The sequence below is a fragment of the Rhizobium sp. AN73 genome (genome assembly GCF_030757975.1).
Lineage (GTDB): Bacteria > Pseudomonadota > Alphaproteobacteria > Rhizobiales > Rhizobiaceae > Agrobacterium > Agrobacterium arsenijevicii.
In genome coordinates, this window is sequence record NZ_JARWME010000002.1 from 2,133,186 (window position 1) to 2,150,799 (window position 17,614).

Sequence of the window (17,614 nt, forward strand, 5' to 3'; positions counted from 1 at the left end):
CCCGCGTATTTTGCACCGCAACAAACACCGGATCAAGGCGGATACGTAAGGACGACTGACCTATCGTGAAAAAGGCAAGAAACGAAATGTTCAGGCTTTGGCGCGGGCAAGAAAAAGAATGCCGGCGAGGGGTTTGCCGGCATCCTTGCGAATAGTGGTTTTGCGGATTTCGATGAGGGAAAAGCCCGACCGCTCCAGAAGGCCGCTCACATAAGCTTTCGAATGCGCGTAGCGCAGCGATTCCCGCAGCACGAAACCTTCCTCATCCGGTGCGTCTTCCACCGAAAAGGCGAAGAAGCCGGAGGGCGCAAGCAGGGCCGAAACGAGGGGCATGACGGTCTCCAGACTGCCGAGATACATCATCACATCGGCGGCAGCGACGAGGTCCGCGCGGTGTTGCGCCATTGCCGGGTTGAACAGCCCCGAGGCATCCGCTTCCAGCGAGAGGTCGGCTTGCCCGAGATAATCGTAGAGACCTTTTTCTTCCGCCTTGGCGAGCATGTTCTGGGAAATATCGAAACCTTCCAGCCGCTTTGCCAGGGAGCGGATTTCGATGCCGAGGAGACCCGTGCCACAGCCGATATCGACAATGGTATCGAAGACGCCGCCATCCGCTGCCTTGCCGATAAGCTCCGCCAGCTTTTGCGGCACGCTGTAATCCAGCTTTTCGACAAGCGACGTTTCGAACCGATCGGCATAATCGTCGAACAGCCCTTCCACATAACGGCTCGGCGGCTGCTCGGGTGTCTCCGCGGCGCCGAGGACCGCAAGTTTCAGTTCGGCTGCAAACAGCCCTTCCGTATCCAGTTCGGCGACTTTCTCGTAAGCCACCACGGCTTTTGCAGTCTCCTGCGCCTTTTCATGATATTCCCCGAAGCGAAACCAGCCCGCCGTCCACCGTGGCGCAAGTTCAAGCGCCTGTTCCATAAGTTCGGCGGCGGCGGGATAATCACCGCTCTCCGCCAACATGCGGGCATAGTCCGCCCGGCGGTCGGCAATGACGTCACCGGAAGAAAACTGGTTTGGGGCCATTCATGATTTCCTGAGAAGATGCCGGTTGTCATTTATCAAGCCATAAAAAAACTCAAGTCCTATTTCATGGCCCGTTCGTAGAATTGGCGAATATGACGCGATATAGTGCGTCGAAACTTGCATCGAAGCGGCCCGCTTCATATGTCTGGACAAAACAGGAGACTTGCTGATGGCCGGTGAGGTCAACAAAATGCTGGGTGATACGGTGGCCCGTACCGTGGTGAAACTGCTGGTGGTTTCACTGCTCGTCGGCTTTCTGATGGCGATCTTCGGATTGACGCCATGGAACATCATCTATGGTGCGCGCGACTTCGTGGTCGATCTGTGGCGCAGCGGTTTCCATGCGCTCGGCGCGATTGGCGACTATCTGATCCTCGGTGCTACGATCGTCATTCCCGTTTTCATCATCCTGCGCCTGCTGAACTTTCGCCGCTGACATGACCGATACATCGCTTCAAACGCTTTCGCGGCGCGGTTTCGTGCTGCTTTCCGCCGGTTCCGTTCTTTCCGCCTGCGTTACCATGCCCACCAACAAGGGCATGCCGTCAGGCACAACCGATGAGACGGCAGCAGCCCTGCCAATGGTCAACGAGCTGCGCCGCTCCAAGGGGCTTTCGCCGCTCTCCATCAATGGCGCGGCAAGCGGTGCCGCCGCTTTTCAGGCCAACCGCATGGTCAAGGCGCAGAAGATGGCGCATCTGATCGGCCTGACCGACAGTTTCCTCATCCGCATGAAGAACGGCAGCGTGCCGCTTCCAGCGGCCGAAAACGTGGCAGCCGGGCAGGATACCGTGGAACGCGTGGTCAAGGCCTGGATCGGCTCGCCGCATCATCTCGAAAACATGCTGGGGCCTTATAACGGCCTTGGCGTTGCGGTGGCCCATGATGCGGCCAGCCGCAACCGGCCCTATTGGGCCATGGTGCTCTGCGCGTGAGATAATAGGCGGAGGGTCTCAGGTGAAGAACGCTGATACATTTCGCCATCCCACCTAACCGTACTGAAAAAGCCTCCTCCACACGCGACGTCATCCTCGGGCCTGTCCCGGGGATCTGCAACGGACCAATATTGCAAAACGTGCGTGGATCCTCGGGACAAGCCCGAGGATGACGACTGAGGGTTTGAAGCCTTTTTTCAGCAGCCTAAGACGCTCAGCCGAGCTTGCGGTCGGCCCAGCGGTCGACCGCGCTGTCGCGCAGCTCACGAATGGATTGCACGCCCTCGCGGGAAACCAGCTTCGACAGTCCCTTGACGATGGACGACGGCAGGCCGGGGCCTTCATAGACCATGCAGGAATACAGCTGCACCAGATCAGCCCCTGCCCTCACCTTTTCCAGCGCGGTTTCCGCGGACGAAACGCCGCCGACACCGACGATGGGCAGATTCTCGCCGACACGCCGGCGCATCTTGGCGAGAACCGTAGTCGAAAGCTCGAATAGCGGCTTGCCGGACAGCCCACCGGCCTCGCTTTTGTGCGGGCCGGGCCGCAGGCCTTCGCGCGAAAGGGTCGTATTCGACACGATCAGGCCATCGAGATCATGGGCGAGCGCTTCTTCAGCAACATCATCCAGCCCTTCCTCGCTCAGATCGGGCGCGATCTTGAGGAAGACCGGAATGCGTTTGCCAAAGCGTTCGGCTTCCACTTTCCGGCGTTCCAGCACGGCGGCAAGAAGTGCCGCAAGGCTTTCGCGCGCCTGCAGGTCGCGCAGGCCCGGCGTATTGGGCGAGGAGATGTTGACGGTGAAATAGGAGGCGACCGAATAAAAGGCCTCGATGCCGCGCACGTAATCGGCGATGCGATCTTCGCTATCCTTGTTGGCGCCGATATTGACGCCGACGATGCCACGCAGCTGCGCCTGCTTCAGGCGCTCCAACGCGGCGACATGGCCTTCATTGTTGAAACCGAGGCGGTTGATGACACCTTCATCCTCGACCAGACGGAAGATGCGCGGTTTGGGATTGCCGGATTGCGCAAACGGCGTGACGGTGCCGATTTCGGTAAATCCGAAACCGAGCCGCAAAAGCGGTCCCGGCACTTCCGCATTCTTGTCGTAACCCGCCGCCATGCCGAGCGGGTTTGGAAAAACGAGGCCCGCCACGGTCTGCTGCAGGCGCGGATCGTGCGGCACCATGCAGGTGGGCAGGAAGCCGCTTTTCAGCGCCGCAACGGAAAGGCCATGCGCCTTTTCCGGATCGACCAGAAACAGGCCCTTGCGGCCAATCGAGGAAAATAATCCGCTCATCACAAAATCTCCGGAAACTGGTGCTGGCCATCATGGCCGAGTGAAAGCGGCGTTTCCCAAAGCACGGCGGTCAGGGGAAGAGACGCATAGAGATGGGGGAAAAGATCGCCGCCTCTGGAAGGCTCATAGACCAGCTTGTCGCCAAGGGCTGCACCATCGACCGCGATCAGAAGCAGGTCGGTCTGGCCGGCAAAATGCCTGGCTGCGGTCTCGGCGGCCTGTGTCGCTGTCGAAAAATGAATGAAGCCGTCGGTCAGATCGATGGCGGCACCTTCAAAAACGCCTTTTGCCCTGGCCGCACTCCACAACGTCTCCGGCACGATTTTATAGATGATCGCGGGCGTTTCCTGCATGGGGCTCTCCGAAGGCTTCCAAGGCTTTTCAGTCTGGGCGGTTTGCCGCAAAGCAGGTCGATTGTCCACAGTTTCCACGGCATTTTTATTACTGTTGCGGCTGTTCCCAAGCTTTTTCTTGTAATGCGGAACTGATTAGAGCAACCTTTGGGCGGAGGAGCCGGAAGCGTTTAGACTGCCGGCAAACGGGAGTGCACCAGATCTTCTAAAGAACCGCATAACGCCCTTGGGAGGGGGCCAGAATGTCGGAACTTGTCATTATCATAGCAGACGACCACCCGCTTTTTCGCGGCGCCCTCAAACAGGCCGTAACTGGTCTCGACGGGCAGCAGACCATCATGGAAGCCGGGGATTTTGAGGCAGCACGAAGTGCGGCGACGGCGCGCAACGATGCCGATCTGTTGCTTCTCGATCTCGCCATGCCGGGGGTGAGCGGATTTTCAGGCCTGATGGCGCTGAGAGCGGAATTCTCCAGCCTGCCGATCGTCATCGTTTCGGCAACGGACGACGCGACCACCGTTCGCCGTTCCATCGAACTCGGCGCTTCCGGCTTCATTTCCAAATCCTCTGGTATCGATGACATCAGGGATGGCATCCGCGCCGTTCTGGAAGGCGATGTCTGGATACCGGCAAGCTACCAGGGCGAAAAGGAACATGACCCTGATGTGGCGGACCTTATCGGCCGGCTCAGAACGCTGACGCCGCAACAGAGCCGGGTTCTGGGCATGCTGGCCGAAGGCCTGCTGAACAAACAGATCGCCTATGCGCTGAATGTTTCGGAAGCCACCGTCAAGGCGCATGTCTCCGCCATTCTGCTGAAGCTCAAGGTCGACAGTCGCACGCAGGCGGTGATCCAGCTCGCCAAGATAAACACATCGGCCATGGTGGCGTGATTAAGGATTTTATTCCTTTCTTTTCTTTACTCCTGACGGGATATGGTCTAGATTCCGTCGAGTAAACGACAGGAGCTTTTCTGCCACCGGCTCCACCTGCGGGCTTTCACCATGCTTTCACACGAGACGATCTGGAGCGCCATCGATACGCTTGCCAAGCGTCACCAGCTGACGCCCTCGGCCTTGGCGAAGCGCGCCGGTCTCGATCCTACGTCGTTCAATAAATCGAAGCGTTTCGGCCCGGATGGCCGCAAACGCTGGCCTTCGACCGAATCCGTATCCAAGGTGCTCGAGGCGACGGGAGCAAGCGTCGACCAGTTTTTCGGCTATGCTTTCGGCAAGGCCGCCCAGACGATGCAGCCTTCCGGGGCAGACAATGCCATTCCCCTGCTCGGTTTTGCGCAGGCGGGTTCCGGCGGCTTTTTCGACGATGGCGGTTTCCCGGCCGGTCAAGGCTGGGATGTGGTGGAGTTCCCCTCTTCTCCCGAACGCAAGCAGGGCGTCTACGCGCTGGAAGTGCAGGGCGAAAGCATGATGCCGCTTTACCGCGACGGCGACATCCTGATCGTGGAGCCCGGCGCGCAGGTGCGGCGCGGCGACCGCGTGGTGCTCAAAAGCCGTGATGGCGAGGTGATGGCCAAGGTGCTGGCGCGGCAAAGCCCCAAGAATATCGAGCTTCTCTCGCTCAATCCCGAACACCCGAACCGCAGCTTCGACATGGCCGATGTGGAATGGATCGCCCGCATCATATGGGCCAGCCAATAGTCCCCGCAATTGCGGAGACAGGCTTCCCGTGCGCGCCATTACGGCCAGGAAACGCGCACCTAGAATATTCCGCTACAGACCAAGTGTCGTTACGGCGGCATCGACCGTCATGATCTTCGCACCGCCGGATGCTGCCCTGCGAACGAGGTCCTGAAGTTTGCCTTCCGGGCAACCGTAAAAGCTCGGCGTCTGTGAAACATCATGGGTGAAAATGATGAGCCAGCCGCCATTTTGCAAAACATCCTCGAGCCAGCGGTCGGCGGCATCGAGATAGTTCTGATCCGCGCGCAACTCGACCCCGGCAAGATTGTACGGATCGATGCTGCCCCGGTTGATACCGGGCATGATGCCCCGAGCGGTCTTGAACCTGCGCCTCAACAGGGGTTGCATGACGGGCGAGGCCATGCCGAAAGGAACGGAGAAATTCCGCTTGTCCCGGTTTTTGTCGAACGAACCCAGCACGGTTTCGTTGTGATCGAGATCCTCTTCAAGCCCGCGTCGTGAAAAGCTCGAGAGTTTGCGATGGGAAAAGGTGTGACAGGCAAGCTCGTGGCCGGCCGCTGCCAGTTCCGAACAGCCTTTTGTGGAAATCATGTCCTGCTGTTCGTAATGCTGGTCGATGAAAATGCCTGCGAGATAAAATGTCCCGCGAACGCCCTCGTCTTCCAGAATGCGTGCGCCCTTTGTCCAGGCGGTCGCCGGTACATCATCGAATGTAAAGGAGACGATCGGTTCGGAGGTTTTGATCCGCGCCGCTGGTCCTGGAAAGTACTGCACCAGCCGGTTATTGATCCGGTCTGCAAATGTCCCGATTTTTTGCGCCATGCATAGCCCCCCGGCCTGTCTGCAAACTACTGTCCCTGTTCAAGTATGTCGTATGCCTGATGCCTCAAACAATAGATTGCGATGAGTAGAGAAGACCAGATAGGCCCGGTTCCGGTAAAGAAATTACTCTCAAGACACGAAGAAAGCAGCGCATACACCCAAATTCGCGCAAAAAGTCGCGTCAACCCCGGATCCGTACCCTTGTTCACAGCTATACGAAAGTCGTTTGCGGGTATGATGACGAGCCATATGACGATGAGGATAAAGGCTGGCAGGCCACCATTCAACAGGCTTTCGACATAGCCGTTATGGGCATGGAAGGCGGTGACCGCCCAGGTGCCGGCAATATCGGCCTGCGCCAGAAGCCGGTCGCTCGTCCAGAATGCCTGGAAACCCTGCCCGAAGATCGGCGATTGCGCAAACGTATCGAAGGACAGGCGCCATATGTCCGTTCGACCGGTGAAGGTGGAATCGATGCCCAGACTTTCGACCACATCCCTTATGCTCGGAAAATAGGTGGAGCCAAGCGCGAGAACGTTGAGGAAAGCCAGAAGACCGCCGATCATCAGCAACGTCCGTCCGGCATGTCTTTCCATGACCCAGACCAGCGCGACGGTGACGGGCAACAGCATCGCTGCGGTTTTCCCGTTGGTTTTCCAGAGGAAGAACCCCGCCAGGAGCGTGATCACAATGCCGCCAACCGTCGACCAGGCGTTGCGCAGGTAAAGCCCGATCATGAAAAGGATGATCATGGCCGGAGCGGCGGCGTTCTTGTGATTGAAGATGCCGCGCCAATCGCCCGCAAGCGCTTTTTCATCAAGATCATAGGGCTGGTGGATCGCGCGTGAGCGCAGGAAGATCACCCCGAAATAACAGAGTGCGAGCAGAATGATGGCGAAGACGGCCATCATCCGGTCGAACTGCCGACGGTTCCGCGGCATAACGACAAGGACGCTGGTGATGAAGCAAAGGAGGCCCGTAAAGAGCAATCGTTGCAGCGAAGTGCCGGGTTGCGTGCCAAGCACCGAGCAAATCGCCAGCCAGGAAAACAACAGCAGAATGGGCAGACGCGGCCGCAGCAAAAGCCCCGTCAGCCGATGACGCAGGGCAAAAACGCCCAACATCAGTGCGATCACAAGCCCCGTCAGCTGGTTTGCGGCGGCGTGCGGCACGGGTGTAGCCGCAAGATTTTCGAAAGGCGCTACGGAAATCCAGATGTAGAGCATCGTGGCGACGAAAAAAATCGCGTCGCGACGACCGCCCGAAAGGGACATGACATCGCTTTGTACAGGAATGGACTGCGTGTCAGCAACAGGCGGCATAATCGCCTACATCGGAAACGGATAATCGGATCATCGGCCTGCCTTGTGAAGAACAACGAAACCCTTTTGAAACCGGGCCATGTCCAAATAACCATAAACAGTCATTATCATCATTATTATACAATTGCTTTAACCCTCTCTTACCTCAACAAGGCTAAGACTTGGGGGAACTGCCATTCATTCAGGTCACCGGCCTTCTAATTATTGCCCGATTGCCGGTTTTTCAGTTCATCAAATTTAAAAACAGGGCAGTTATTTTTTAAATTCGCCCGGCAACGCCGGAAAGCATGGAGTATGAGGTGTCGTTGAATACGCCGCGGTTCGGCCATCTAGTCAGACTGGGATTGACCTATATGGCATCCGGCGGGGCACTTCTGATGTCCAGCGCCGCCCAGCTTTTGACCTTCGCCCTGCTAGCCCGCCATCTCGGCGTCGAACAATTCGCGCTTTACGCCTCGATCACGGCCGTGACCAATCTCGGTGTCCAGATTTGCGGTTTCGGTTCGCAGGAATCGCTGATCCGCCGCGTGGCGCAGGATCGCAGCATGTTTCCCGTCATGCTCGGCCATAGTTATCTTCTAAGCGCCGCGACCGGCGTCGTGCTAACCATCATCGGCATGGTCACGATCCCGGTGTTTTTCCCGACGTCGGAAACATTGCTGCATACCCTCATCACCACCTTCGTAATCCTGGTGACGAACCTCATCCTTCTGAAAGTCATTTCGCTTTCCACGCAAAGCTTCATCGCCCATTCCGACTTCGCCTCGGCCAACAAGCTGGAAGTGATGTTCGCCGTCGCCCGCACGATTGCCGCCGTGGTTGCCTGCCTCGTCTTCAAAGTGGAAACGGTGGAGGCCTGGGCCCTTTGGAACCTGGCTGCCCATACCATTGCGGCGGTTATTTCGCTGAAAGCGATCGGCAGGCTCGGCAGGCCGGTCTTCCGGATCGTGCGTGACGAAATCCGCATCGGCATCCTGTTTTCCACCCAGTTCCTGTTCAAGGCCGTGCGTGGCAATGCCGATATTCTCGTTCTCGGCGCCGTTGCCAGCGCCGAAGTTCTGGGCAGCTATTCCATTGCCCGGCGGATTCTCGACAGCTCCTATCTCTCCGTCGAGGCTCTCAACCGGCTGATCTATCCGGGTTCGGCCTCGGCCGCCCTGCAGGGCATCACCAAGACCATAGAGCGCGCCTATAATGTGCTGAAGGCAGCGCTTGTCATCGCAGTCGGCAGCGCGCTGGTGATCTTCATCATCGCGCCCTTCCTGCCGCTATTGTTCGGCGACGAATATGTCTCGCTGCCCATCATCACCCGCATCCTTTGCTGGGTCGTGCTGCCGATGGCCGTTGCGGCAACCGCGCTTGAGGCGCTCGGCGCCTCCGGACGGCAGGATATTCGCGCCAAGATATGGAACAGCGGCAACCTCATCGGCTCCGTCATCGTTGCCTTCTTCACCTGGTCCTTCAGCATTTCGGGCACGATCGGCAGCTATTTCTTCGTGGAAGCCGCCATCGCCGCCGCCGTGTGGATCGCGCTTTTGCGGCTGCGACGCAATGAAGAAGCCTTTGCGCCCGCCAAATAGAATGCTGCTGCTGGAGACGATCTGAACGAAACCGGGTTTCGCTAATAAAGCCCGTAGGGGAAATAACGGCGATAGATTTCCTCCAGCCGGCCATTACGGGAAAGTGCGGCCAGCGCCTGATCAAAGGCCGGCACAAGCACATCGTCCGGATCGACAGCCATGATGGAAAGGCCTTCTCCAAGAAATCTGTCGGACAAATAAGGGCCGCCGAAAAGCGTACAGCAGCCTTCGGACATGCTTCCCGAAACCCAGAAAGGCAGGCGCAGGCCATCGGCGAAAACGGCGTCCACCTTGCCCGCCTTCAACGCTTCGTACATGGGTTCGTACCCGTTAAAGCCTTCGGCCGTGGCTTTTGGGAAAAATGCCTTGAGCATCTGTTCATGCCGTGAGCCCGTGACCACGCCCACCTTCTTTCCCGACAGGGCATCAGCACCGGAGCCGGTGAATTTCGCCGCCTTGTTGACGGCAAGCCGAGCGGGCAACAGCAGATAGGGCCGCGAGAAGGTGAAACTCTTGCGCAGGTCGGCGGTGGTGGCGAGGCCGGAAATCACCGCTTCACCCTCTCCCATTTCCAGAGCCGCTTCCAGCTCGTCAAACGGCAATGCCTGCACCTGACATTTGCTTTCGACCTTCAGCTGGGCGCAGATTTCGCGCACCAGATCGACATGAAAGCCCGCAAGCCGGCCTTCCTGATCGGTAAAATTGAAGGGCGGGAAATCGACGGACATCAGAAATCTGATCCGGGGCACGGAGGAAAGATCGCCACCCGGAAACCGCTCCTGCGCATCGAACAGCACCGGCATGCGGTTCCCGTCCGACAGACCTTCCGCATGAAGCTTTCCAAAAACACCAACAAATTGTAAAGCGAAAGCTAAAGCTAAAGTAAAAACAAAGCCTATATTCCGCGTTACATTCGTAATTCTCATCTATACTGTCCGTATCAGGAAGTGGCGCGTTACCATGACAGCGGCGGCGATGCATGGATTATTTTAGACACTATACACGAGAATCGTTTCGCACGACGCCGCTGGAACGAAAAATTGCGTTCTCACTTTTGGGCGACAATCCGCTTTGGACCCTGTCCGAAGAAAACGAGACGGGGCCGGCACGCCTTCTTTCGTCACTCGGATTCGGCAAGCCCTATATTGCCGCATTCGAAGAACAAGCGTTCGAAAACGGCTCGACCGTGGAAGACGAGTTGCTGGCGAGTGGACTTGTCGATGCGGATGCATATTTCGGTGCTTTTGCCAGGTCTCTGCAGCTGCCGTTTCTCCCGGAAATCAATCCGGAACGGGTGGCGGACATAAACCATCTGGATACGCAACTCGCCGAACCACGAATACTTCGGCTGATAGCGTCAAGCAGCAAACCAGCGCTTCTGATCGTCCCGGAACTGGGACGGATGGAATTGCTGAAAAACATGCTTGATGAGCATCCACATCTTCTCGATGAACTTGCCGTGACCACGCCGCAGGCCATGCGCAATGCAATCTGGAAGGCGGGCGAAACACGCCGCTGCCGGGAGGCGCGTCAGCAGCTTTTCAACGCGGCGCCGCACCATTCCGCCAGGATCACGCTGCAAGGCCAGCAGGGGTTTGTGAGCGGTATTCTCGTGACCCTGCTCATCCTGTCGCTGCTGTTTTATACGCAGGCGGCCCTCACCTATATTCACATCACCCTGACGCTACTTTATCTCTCCACCCTGCTTTTCAGGCTGTTCGCACTCGTCCACACGCCCATGGAAAACGAAGTGCGAACCGTTTTGCCCCTCCCACAGGACAGGGACCTGCCGGTCTACACCGTTCTTGTGGCGCTGTACCGCGAAGAGGCCGTCGTCGAGCAGCTCATTCGTGCGCTGGAGCGGCTGGACTGGCCCAGATCCCGGCTCGATATCAAGCTCGTCTGCGAGGCCGACGACGACGCCACCATCGAGGCCATCCAGCGAATAAATTTCGGTCCACATATCGAGGTCGTCAAGGTGCCACCGTCTCTGCCGCGCACCAAACCCAAGGCGCTTACCTATGCGCTCTCAGGTGCGCGCGGCGCATTCCTTGCCGTCTACGACGCCGAAGACCGCCCGCATCCGCAGCAATTGCGCGAAGCCTATGCCGCGTTCCGCGACCAACCGGACGAGGTGGCCTGCCTGCAGGCGCCGCTTATCATCAGCAATGCGGGCTCCTCCTGGCTCAGCGCCTGTTTCGCGCTGGAATATTCCGGCCTCTTCCGCTGCATGTTGCCCGTTCTCGCCGCACGCAAACTGCCGCTGCCGCTTGGCGGCACGTCCAACCATTTCCGGACTGCCGTGTTGCGCCGCTCCGGCGCCTGGGACCCTTATAATGTGACGGAAGATGCCGATATGGGTCTCAGGCTGCACAGGCTCGGTTATCGCTGCGGCGTCATCCGGCGGCAGACGCTGGAAGATGCGCCGACTTCGCTACCCATCTGGCTGAACCAGCGTGCACGTTGGTACAAGGGCTGGCTGCAAAGCTGGCTGGTGATGACCCGCGCGCCCTTTACAACAGCGCGCCACATGGGATGGATCGCCTATATCGTCTTTCAACTGCTGATCGGCGGCATGCTTCTGTCGTCACTGGCCCACCCCCTGCTGTTCGTTTCCTTCGCCTTCATGGCCATGGCAATCCGGGAAAACGGCGCGGATATGCTGCTTTCCTGGCAAGGCCTTCTGTTTTTCATCGATACGCTGAATATTTTCGGAAGCTACGCCATCTTTGTGCTGATGGGCCGACGCAGGATGATAGCTTACGAGAAACGTCAGATTGGGCAGCGCTGGCTGGCGATCCCGCTTTATTGGCTGATGCTCTCTGTCGCGGCCTGGCGCGCCGTGATGGAATTGAAAACCAGACCCTTCGTCTGGAACAAGACCCCACACGTGCCGGTCGTCAAGAATACGGTCTGACGAGGCATGGGCAACTGGAGAGCGAACTCCCTGCGCTTCTTTTTCGCAACACACAGGAGGCGTCTCACCATTTCAGCGAGCGCTGCTACAACTTGCAAACGGTTTCAGGTTTCGGCGGTGCTGTCGCTGTCGTTACGATATAAACCGGAATACCCTGCCGAACGAGGCCTCTCCTCCGGCAAGGTCCATCGCTTCACCACAAGAGTGGCCGAGCAACCTTATTTGGCGATGAGCTTGTTCTTGATCAGGCCGACAATGACCTGAACGATCAGGCCGCCGACGCCGCCGCCAACGAGCTGGCCGGCAAGAGCGCCGATATCCATGCCGCCGGCTGCCGCAGTTCCCGCTGTCCCGAGCAGCGATCCGAGCACGGTTCCTCCGCCGATGCCACCAATGGCGCCAGCGATCAGGTTACCGAGCGAGCCGAGATCGGAATCCTTCAGTATTTTTCCGCCAGCCGAGCCACCAACCGCACCGCCGACGATTTGGGTCAATATCGAAGTAAGATCCATGTCATCCTCCTCACAGGTTTCCCCGACCATTCGGGGAAACAATGCTTCCCATTCATGTCTGCGCGGGCCGAAGAGAGCTAGCGTTGAGCCTTACTCTTCCTCGCCGAAAAGTTTCCAGACCAAAGCGCCAATGGCGGCGCCGAGGATCGGAGCGAGCCAGAACAGCCAGAGCTGCTGCAGCGCCCATCCGCCAACGAACAACGCCTGTCCCGTCGAGCGGGCCGGATTGACGGATGTGTTGGTGACGGGAATGGAGATCAGATGAATAAGCGTGAGGGCAAGGCCGATGGCAATCGGTGCAAAACCGGACGGAACCCTGCCATGTGTCGACCCCAGAATGACGATCAGGAAAAATGCCGTCAGAATGACTTCGATCAGCAGCGCCGATACCAGTGAATATCCGCCCGGCGAATGTTCGCCGTAACCATTGGCGGCAAAACCACCAATTTCGGCCCCCGCCTTGCCGGTGACGATGACATAGAGCGCTGCCGCCGCGACGATCGCGCCGAGAACCTGCGACACTATATACGGAACGAGGTTCGATGCCGGGAACTTGCCGGCAACGGACAGGCCGACGGAAACGGCCGGGTTGAAATGACCGCCTGAAATGCCCCCGACCGCATAGGCCATGGTCAAAACCGTCAGACCAAAGGCGAAAGCGACACCGAGAAAGCCAATGCCGAGTTCAGGAAAAGCGGCGGCGAAAACCGCACTGCCGCAACCTCCGAAAACGAGCCAGAACGTTCCAAGAAATTCTGAAAGAAGCTTGCGACTCATAACACCATCCCAAAATGCTACGACTGCATCAACTATTACGTGCAATTAAATCGTAGTCAAGCTAAATCGCGAAACCATACATGCGCCGGCGAAATGGGGCCAATCATCAGCAATACGCCCGCGTCAGTACATTAATCAGGATTTGGAAATTCAGCAGCAATGGCTCGATGCCGAAGGTTGTCAGATCAGCCGGTGCGAGTCGCCAAGACCGAACCGAGTTGGCAACGATCGTCGAGTTTCTCCAGGAAGGTGATGAATTGATTGTCACTCGACTTGATCGCCAAGGCCGCGACGTTCTTAACATAGCGCACGAATGTGAGCAGCGTGGCACGCACGTCGCCGTCCTTGAACCACAAGTTTCAAACAAAAGTGAAGTGGGCAAGATTATTCTGATTGTTCCTGGCATGGCGGGGCAGATGGAATTCAGAGGGTTACAGACCAAATATCCGCTGGCACGTCGACACCATGCCTGAAAACATTCGATTGCCGTCCGTTGGAATGCCGATATCACGACGCGCATTGATCGCTGTTATCCGTCCTGCTTGCACCTTGACGGCGATCTCGCAACTTTTCTCCGCGTCGTGGGCAGGAACGAACTCCCGACGTCTAATCGTCATATGTGGCATATAGTCCGCTGTCTCAACGTATTGTCCCGGAATATGCGCAACAATGTTGCGAGACCACACACGGTTCCCTTCCTGGTCCTTGCCTGTCGGCGCCCCGAACCTGCTCTGAAAGTCTGCGAGTGTCTTGCCTCGCCATTGGGAGTCAAGTTTTCGGTATGGTGACAGCATCGCAGTGACGACACCGCTATTCGCGTCGTTGATCGCCGACGATGTCTGGTTCAATGCGGTGCATCCAGTCAGGAAGAGAGAACCGACAATAATAGTTGAGAATGATTCGGACATTGTCATTTAATTAAAAGTGGCCTCTCTAACGATCACGCGGAGATAGCGTGGATATCCTCAATAAGAATGAAAAACTTGATGTCGCTGGCACCCACACAATGGTCCATCCCGTAACTATCCCGTGTAATGGCCGAGTGCGCGGCGGCCTACTTCTTCCAGTAGGTTATCTTTTATTTTTCACTGGAGTTTATTTCTTGGCAATCTACATCACATCTTTTCAAATTCGACGCTGCTAGGCCCCATCACGAGTTACTTTGCGATATTTCAATCTCCGTGAGCCGATTATCAATTGGAAAACGGGTGCTTTCGCAAGATCTCCTGCTGCTCACGCTCCAACCGGTTGCGCCAGGCCGGATTGAGTTTTTCGATTTCGTCAAGGGCCTTGGGAAACCAAGCCTGCCGAGGATCTTTCATCTCGGAGGGCTCGTACATCCCGGCTCTGGAATTCGCATTGCCTTGAAATATCCAATACAGCAGTTCGTCTATTGAATAGGTCTCCCGCCTCTCCGTCTCCATATCTCGATCTGTTCCAACAAGCGCCATCTTGCCGTCATCATGGAATTCCAGATGGTAACCGCCAGTGCCGTGTTGAACCGTTTCCAATGGGAAACGATCGACATTTTCTCCCCAATTTTTGCGATAACGAATATACTCCATTTCGATATTCTTGAATAAATCGGAAGCTGTTATTTCCATTTATTTGCTTTTGAACTTTTCTTGTCAAAACGGACAGACTGCAGGAACAATCAAGCCGACACCGCTCCGGTTATCCGAACTAGGTTTCGGTGCCCGGGTGTACGACCGGCTATTTTGTGAATTCTTGTGAAAGAAGTTTCATATTCTTCTTATCAAACCGGGATGTAAATCCGTCCCAATGCTGGGCACGAAGCTCCGGCCCTTCCAACCAAATTTCAATCACCGCGCTGGTATTTGGCTCTTTTACTGCCTCTTGATACTTAATCGTCAGATTAGTATTCTTAATTGAAGCCAGAGTGCATGCTAATAGACAACCCGTCGGTTCACGTAGCACCAAATTCAGGAGACCTGCAGCCGAAAGCCTGTCTGCCGATTTGCCTGTGTAGAGTTCTATGGAACCGTAATCCAACTCTACAGATTGTTTGCAATCCGCAGGAGCAATGAGCGATTCTAAATCGGTATAATGGCTTAACATCGGCCCAGCCTTTATCTACTCGACCGAACACTTGGTCGTGTTTAACACGCCGGGACCACAATAAATCTTGTTATCATACTTTGTCTTTTACCAAGCAAAACAACCCGCTAAAATATCCAGGGTCTGGATACACAAGCCGCCATTTTGAATGACACTCCAAGCAAACGAACCATCTTTCCGATATCATTTCACCGGCATAGTGGCTTTCGACCACACTTTCAGCTGCACGCCCTATTGTTACTTGAGCTTCTATCCAGTCGACAAATCTATTAAACTCGCTCTGCGAGCGAAAGCTCTCTATTTTTTCCCAATGGCAACTCATTGACCGACCTTCCAACTAGGATCAACTTTGGTATCAAAAAATATCTGATTGCCACCACCGACCAGGCCTCCCTGAGGGGCCGCCACTCCTTCATAGAACTTCGTCCCAACTGGAACGTCAATTTCTACAACTTTTGTAGCGTTGTTACCCCATTGAGGTAGAAGGGCACTATCGGAAATCGACTGTACTGGCCCCAACGGCTTAGTACGCGTCCAGTATGCGCCTATCTCGCCCGCCGATCCGCCATAAACTCTGTACAACTTAGTTGGCTGGGTTGTAAGAACCTCATAATAGGCTCCACTCCTAAATGTATTCGCTATCTTCGCAGGCAGCGGCCCTTCTTTCAATGGGCCATAGTAATTTACAATTCCCTCTTTTGTTGCATGTGCTGGGGCGGCCCCTCCAAACTGCCCAACCCGCAATCCGATAGCGCCATAAGCGAATTCGGTTACGGTCGAAGAAACGTACTTGAGAGCTTGACCGGTTGCGAAACAGCCGCTCGATTGACCATGGTCCTCGCAGTAACCCACACCAGAAGCGACATCCATGATCTTCTGCTCGAAGACGGTGGAATCTCCCGTTAGCCATCGTTCCATGACCTGATAAGAGAGCAGGCGCTGCGCCAGTGACTCACTGACGCCAAGTTCCTGCAGTCTCATCACATCGAGGTATGCAAAACGCGGGTCATCGTTCAGATCACCCAACAGGTCCTGTACACACTGCCTTGTCCGGCAGGCATCAAGCTGACGGTCCTGATCGAAGTCGATCTGGCTATATTTGTCTGACACGGCAGCTTTACACGCAGCAGGATCGCCAGCGCCGTCACAGCCCTTTAGTTCCTTGGCGAGATCCTCACTCTGTTTGTGCGTCAGGAAATTATAATTGACGTTGTCTAGCCCGGCGGCTGCGCCGGTTTCGCCTCCGACCGCCGCACCGACTATTGCCGCCACCCACTGAGTGATGGCGCTTTTCTGGTCGTCGGTCAGGTTCGGATTGGCGCTCAACACCTGCTGCAAGACGCCATTGACGACTTCGCTCAATCCACCTGCCAACGCTCCCGATCCGGCATTGCCGCCTGCAAGCTGCGCGACAAGGCCCCCGACCGCAGCATGGAGGGCAATCTTCGCCGGACTGCCTTCGGCAAAACCGAGTTTAGCGGAGATGTCACCAACGGCGATGTTGGCAAGCGCCGAGAGGGCAGCTGCACTCTCCTGTTTCGCCTTCAGGCGCTCTATGTCAAACGGGTCGACCGTTGTGTTGGCTTTAGAGAGGTCCGTGTTAAGTGAGGCCAGATCCTGTGTCTGATTGGTGAGCGTCAACTGACCCGGCGTCAGTGTGGCACGGGCAACACCCTTGTCCTCCTCCTTGGCTGGCTGGCCCACCACGGGAACAGGAATGCCGCCAGGCGTCAGGGATACTCCCAGGCTGGAGCTCGACGCCTCGGAGCGGTTGCTTATATCCGACCAGGTCAGCGAATTGGCAGAAAGCGAATTCTTGGCGGGATCGGCTATTGAACCTATGACGCCACCGGCGAGATCGACATTACCACCGACCCTGACATTATAACCGCCAGAGCCCGCGACTATGCCACTTTGTTCGGAGACGTTGGCATAGTTCCGCATGGAAACCAACAAAAGGTCCCCTTGAAACTGTTTCGCGCGCTCTTCGGAGAATTGGCTAAGATTTGAGCGGCCGGCACAATTGCGAGACAAAAGTCAGGAGGGACTAGCCGTCGGAAACCAGGAATGAAAGCAGCAAGTGGCATATTTCGGAGGCCTGCATTTGAAATGAAGTTTGTCGCGGCAATGCCGACCATGCTTCACTCTGCAGCTGTCCTTGCTGTCGATCCCCTACCGGGTACATAGATCAGTTCATCTGACCCAAGAAGCGTTAAAGTAGTAACTTTCTTTACGAGACGATAGCCTCTAGTCATCTGCTCAAAGAACCGTACACATTAAAAATTCGCGTAATAATCAATCCTGCCAACACCATGGCA

The 17,614-nt window shown here is 56.4% G+C and carries 19 protein-coding genes; 7 read left to right on the forward strand and 12 right to left on the reverse strand.

Annotation, left to right across the window (positions count from 1 at the left end):
- Nucleotides 1–90 precede the first annotated feature (90 nt).
- Complete coding sequence (locus RBH10_RS20435) at nt 91–1,032, reverse strand: class I SAM-dependent methyltransferase (RefSeq protein ID WP_281038111.1); 942 nt, start codon at nt 1,030–1,032, stop codon at nt 91–93.
- A 169-nt stretch (nt 1,033–1,201) separates the two neighbouring features.
- Between RBH10_RS20435 and RBH10_RS20440 the strand changes: the two genes are divergently transcribed.
- Both RBH10_RS20440 and RBH10_RS20445 read left to right on the forward strand, forming a co-directional pair.
- Complete coding sequence (locus RBH10_RS20440) at nt 1,202–1,468, forward strand: DUF6460 domain-containing protein (RefSeq protein ID WP_045015160.1); 267 nt, start codon at nt 1,202–1,204, stop codon at nt 1,466–1,468.
- 1 nt (nt 1,469) lies between these two features.
- Nucleotides 1,470–1,967 (forward strand): CAP domain-containing protein, encoded by a 498-nt coding sequence (locus RBH10_RS20445; protein ID WP_281038110.1) that lies wholly within the window; start codon nt 1,470–1,472, stop codon nt 1,965–1,967.
- Between the two features lie 214 nt (nt 1,968–2,181).
- Here the strand turns inward: RBH10_RS20445 and RBH10_RS20450 are convergent, their stop codons facing one another.
- Together RBH10_RS20450 and RBH10_RS20455 are read right to left on the reverse strand one after the other, a co-directional pair.
- Nucleotides 2,182–3,273, reverse strand: a complete 1,092-nt coding sequence (locus RBH10_RS20450) for a quinone-dependent dihydroorotate dehydrogenase (protein ID WP_281038109.1) — start codon at nt 3,271–3,273, stop codon at nt 2,182–2,184.
- On the reverse strand, nt 3,273–3,626 hold the full coding sequence (locus RBH10_RS20455; protein WP_281038108.1) for a DUF952 domain-containing protein: 354 nt from the start codon (nt 3,624–3,626) through the stop codon (nt 3,273–3,275). Before RBH10_RS20455 ends, RBH10_RS20450 begins: the two co-directional genes overlap by 1 nt.
- A 242-nt stretch (nt 3,627–3,868) precedes the next feature.
- Here RBH10_RS20455 and RBH10_RS20460 point away from each other — a divergent pair, with 242 nt between their 5' ends.
- Both RBH10_RS20460 and RBH10_RS20465 read left to right on the forward strand, forming a co-directional pair.
- Nucleotides 3,869–4,519, forward strand: coding sequence for a response regulator transcription factor (locus RBH10_RS20460; protein WP_281038107.1), 651 nt, complete (start codon nt 3,869–3,871; stop codon nt 4,517–4,519).
- A 111-nt stretch (nt 4,520–4,630) separates the two neighbouring features.
- Nucleotides 4,631–5,284: a helix-turn-helix transcriptional regulator gene (locus RBH10_RS20465; protein WP_045015165.1), complete on the forward strand. Its 654-nt coding sequence runs from the start codon at nt 4,631–4,633 to the stop codon at nt 5,282–5,284.
- Nucleotides 5,285–5,356: 72 nt separating this feature from the next.
- On the opposite strand, the gene RBH10_RS20470 is transcribed toward RBH10_RS20465, so the two are convergent.
- Together RBH10_RS20470 and uppY are read right to left on the reverse strand one after the other, a co-directional pair.
- On the reverse strand, nt 5,357–6,109 hold the full coding sequence (locus tag RBH10_RS20470; RefSeq protein ID WP_045015166.1) for a polysaccharide deacetylase family protein: 753 nt from the start codon (nt 6,107–6,109) through the stop codon (nt 5,357–5,359).
- Nucleotides 6,110–6,135: 26 nt separating this feature from the next.
- Nucleotides 6,136–7,431: a Wzy-type polysaccharide biosynthesis protein UppY gene (gene uppY, locus RBH10_RS20475; protein WP_281038106.1), complete on the reverse strand. Its 1,296-nt coding sequence runs from the start codon at nt 7,429–7,431 to the stop codon at nt 6,136–6,138.
- Between the two features lie 287 nt (nt 7,432–7,718).
- Between uppY and uppX the strand changes: the two genes are divergently transcribed.
- A complete protein-coding gene (uppX, locus tag RBH10_RS20480) occupies nt 7,719–9,011 on the forward strand; it encodes a Wzx-type polysaccharide biosynthesis protein UppX (protein ID WP_045015480.1) in 1,293 nt (430 codons plus the stop codon).
- A gap of 41 nt (nt 9,012–9,052) precedes the next feature.
- On the opposite strand, the gene RBH10_RS20485 is transcribed toward uppX, so the two are convergent.
- Nucleotides 9,053–9,814, reverse strand: coding sequence for a transporter substrate-binding domain-containing protein (locus RBH10_RS20485; RefSeq protein ID WP_045015168.1), 762 nt, complete (start codon nt 9,812–9,814; stop codon nt 9,053–9,055).
- 176 nt (nt 9,815–9,990) lie between these two features.
- Here RBH10_RS20485 and RBH10_RS20490 point away from each other — a divergent pair, with 176 nt between their 5' ends.
- Complete coding sequence (locus RBH10_RS20490) at nt 9,991–11,928, forward strand: glycosyltransferase family 2 protein (protein WP_281038104.1); 1,938 nt, start codon at nt 9,991–9,993, stop codon at nt 11,926–11,928.
- A gap of 218 nt (nt 11,929–12,146) precedes the next feature.
- On the opposite strand, the gene RBH10_RS20495 is transcribed toward RBH10_RS20490, so the two are convergent.
- Nucleotides 12,147–12,440 carry a hypothetical protein gene (locus RBH10_RS20495; RefSeq protein ID WP_281038103.1) on the reverse strand — a complete coding sequence of 98 codons (294 nt, stop codon included), beginning with the start codon at nt 12,438–12,440 and terminating at the stop codon, nt 12,147–12,149.
- Between the two features lie 90 nt (nt 12,441–12,530).
- The gene (gene aqpZ / locus RBH10_RS20500) at nt 12,531–13,217 is read right to left on the reverse strand and encodes an aquaporin Z (protein WP_281038102.1); all 687 of its coding nucleotides are present in this window, start codon (nt 13,215–13,217) and stop codon (nt 12,531–12,533) included.
- A gap of 167 nt (nt 13,218–13,384) precedes the next feature.
- Here aqpZ and RBH10_RS20505 point away from each other — a divergent pair, with 167 nt between their 5' ends.
- On the forward strand, nt 13,385–13,690 hold the full coding sequence (locus tag RBH10_RS20505) for a recombinase family protein (RefSeq protein WP_281038151.1): 306 nt from the start codon (nt 13,385–13,387) through the stop codon (nt 13,688–13,690).
- On the opposite strand, the gene RBH10_RS20510 is transcribed toward RBH10_RS20505, so the two are convergent.
- The 4 genes from RBH10_RS20510 to RBH10_RS20525 form a co-directional block, all read right to left on the reverse strand.
- Nucleotides 13,649–14,065: a hypothetical protein gene (locus tag RBH10_RS20510; protein ID WP_281038154.1), complete on the reverse strand. Its 417-nt coding sequence runs from the start codon at nt 14,063–14,065 to the stop codon at nt 13,649–13,651. The genes RBH10_RS20505 and RBH10_RS20510 overlap by 42 nt on opposite strands.
- Before the next feature lie 345 nt (nt 14,066–14,410).
- Nucleotides 14,411–14,821, reverse strand: a complete 411-nt coding sequence (locus RBH10_RS20515) for an Imm63 family immunity protein (protein WP_045015173.1) — start codon at nt 14,819–14,821, stop codon at nt 14,411–14,413.
- Nucleotides 14,822–14,930: 109 nt separating this feature from the next.
- A complete protein-coding gene (locus RBH10_RS20520) occupies nt 14,931–15,296 on the reverse strand; it encodes a hypothetical protein (protein WP_139020780.1) in 366 nt (121 codons plus the stop codon).
- A 318-nt stretch (nt 15,297–15,614) separates the two neighbouring features.
- Nucleotides 15,615–17,252: a hypothetical protein gene (locus tag RBH10_RS20525; RefSeq protein ID WP_281038101.1), complete on the reverse strand. Its 1,638-nt coding sequence runs from the start codon at nt 17,250–17,252 to the stop codon at nt 15,615–15,617.
- Nucleotides 17,253–17,614 lie beyond the last annotated feature (362 nt).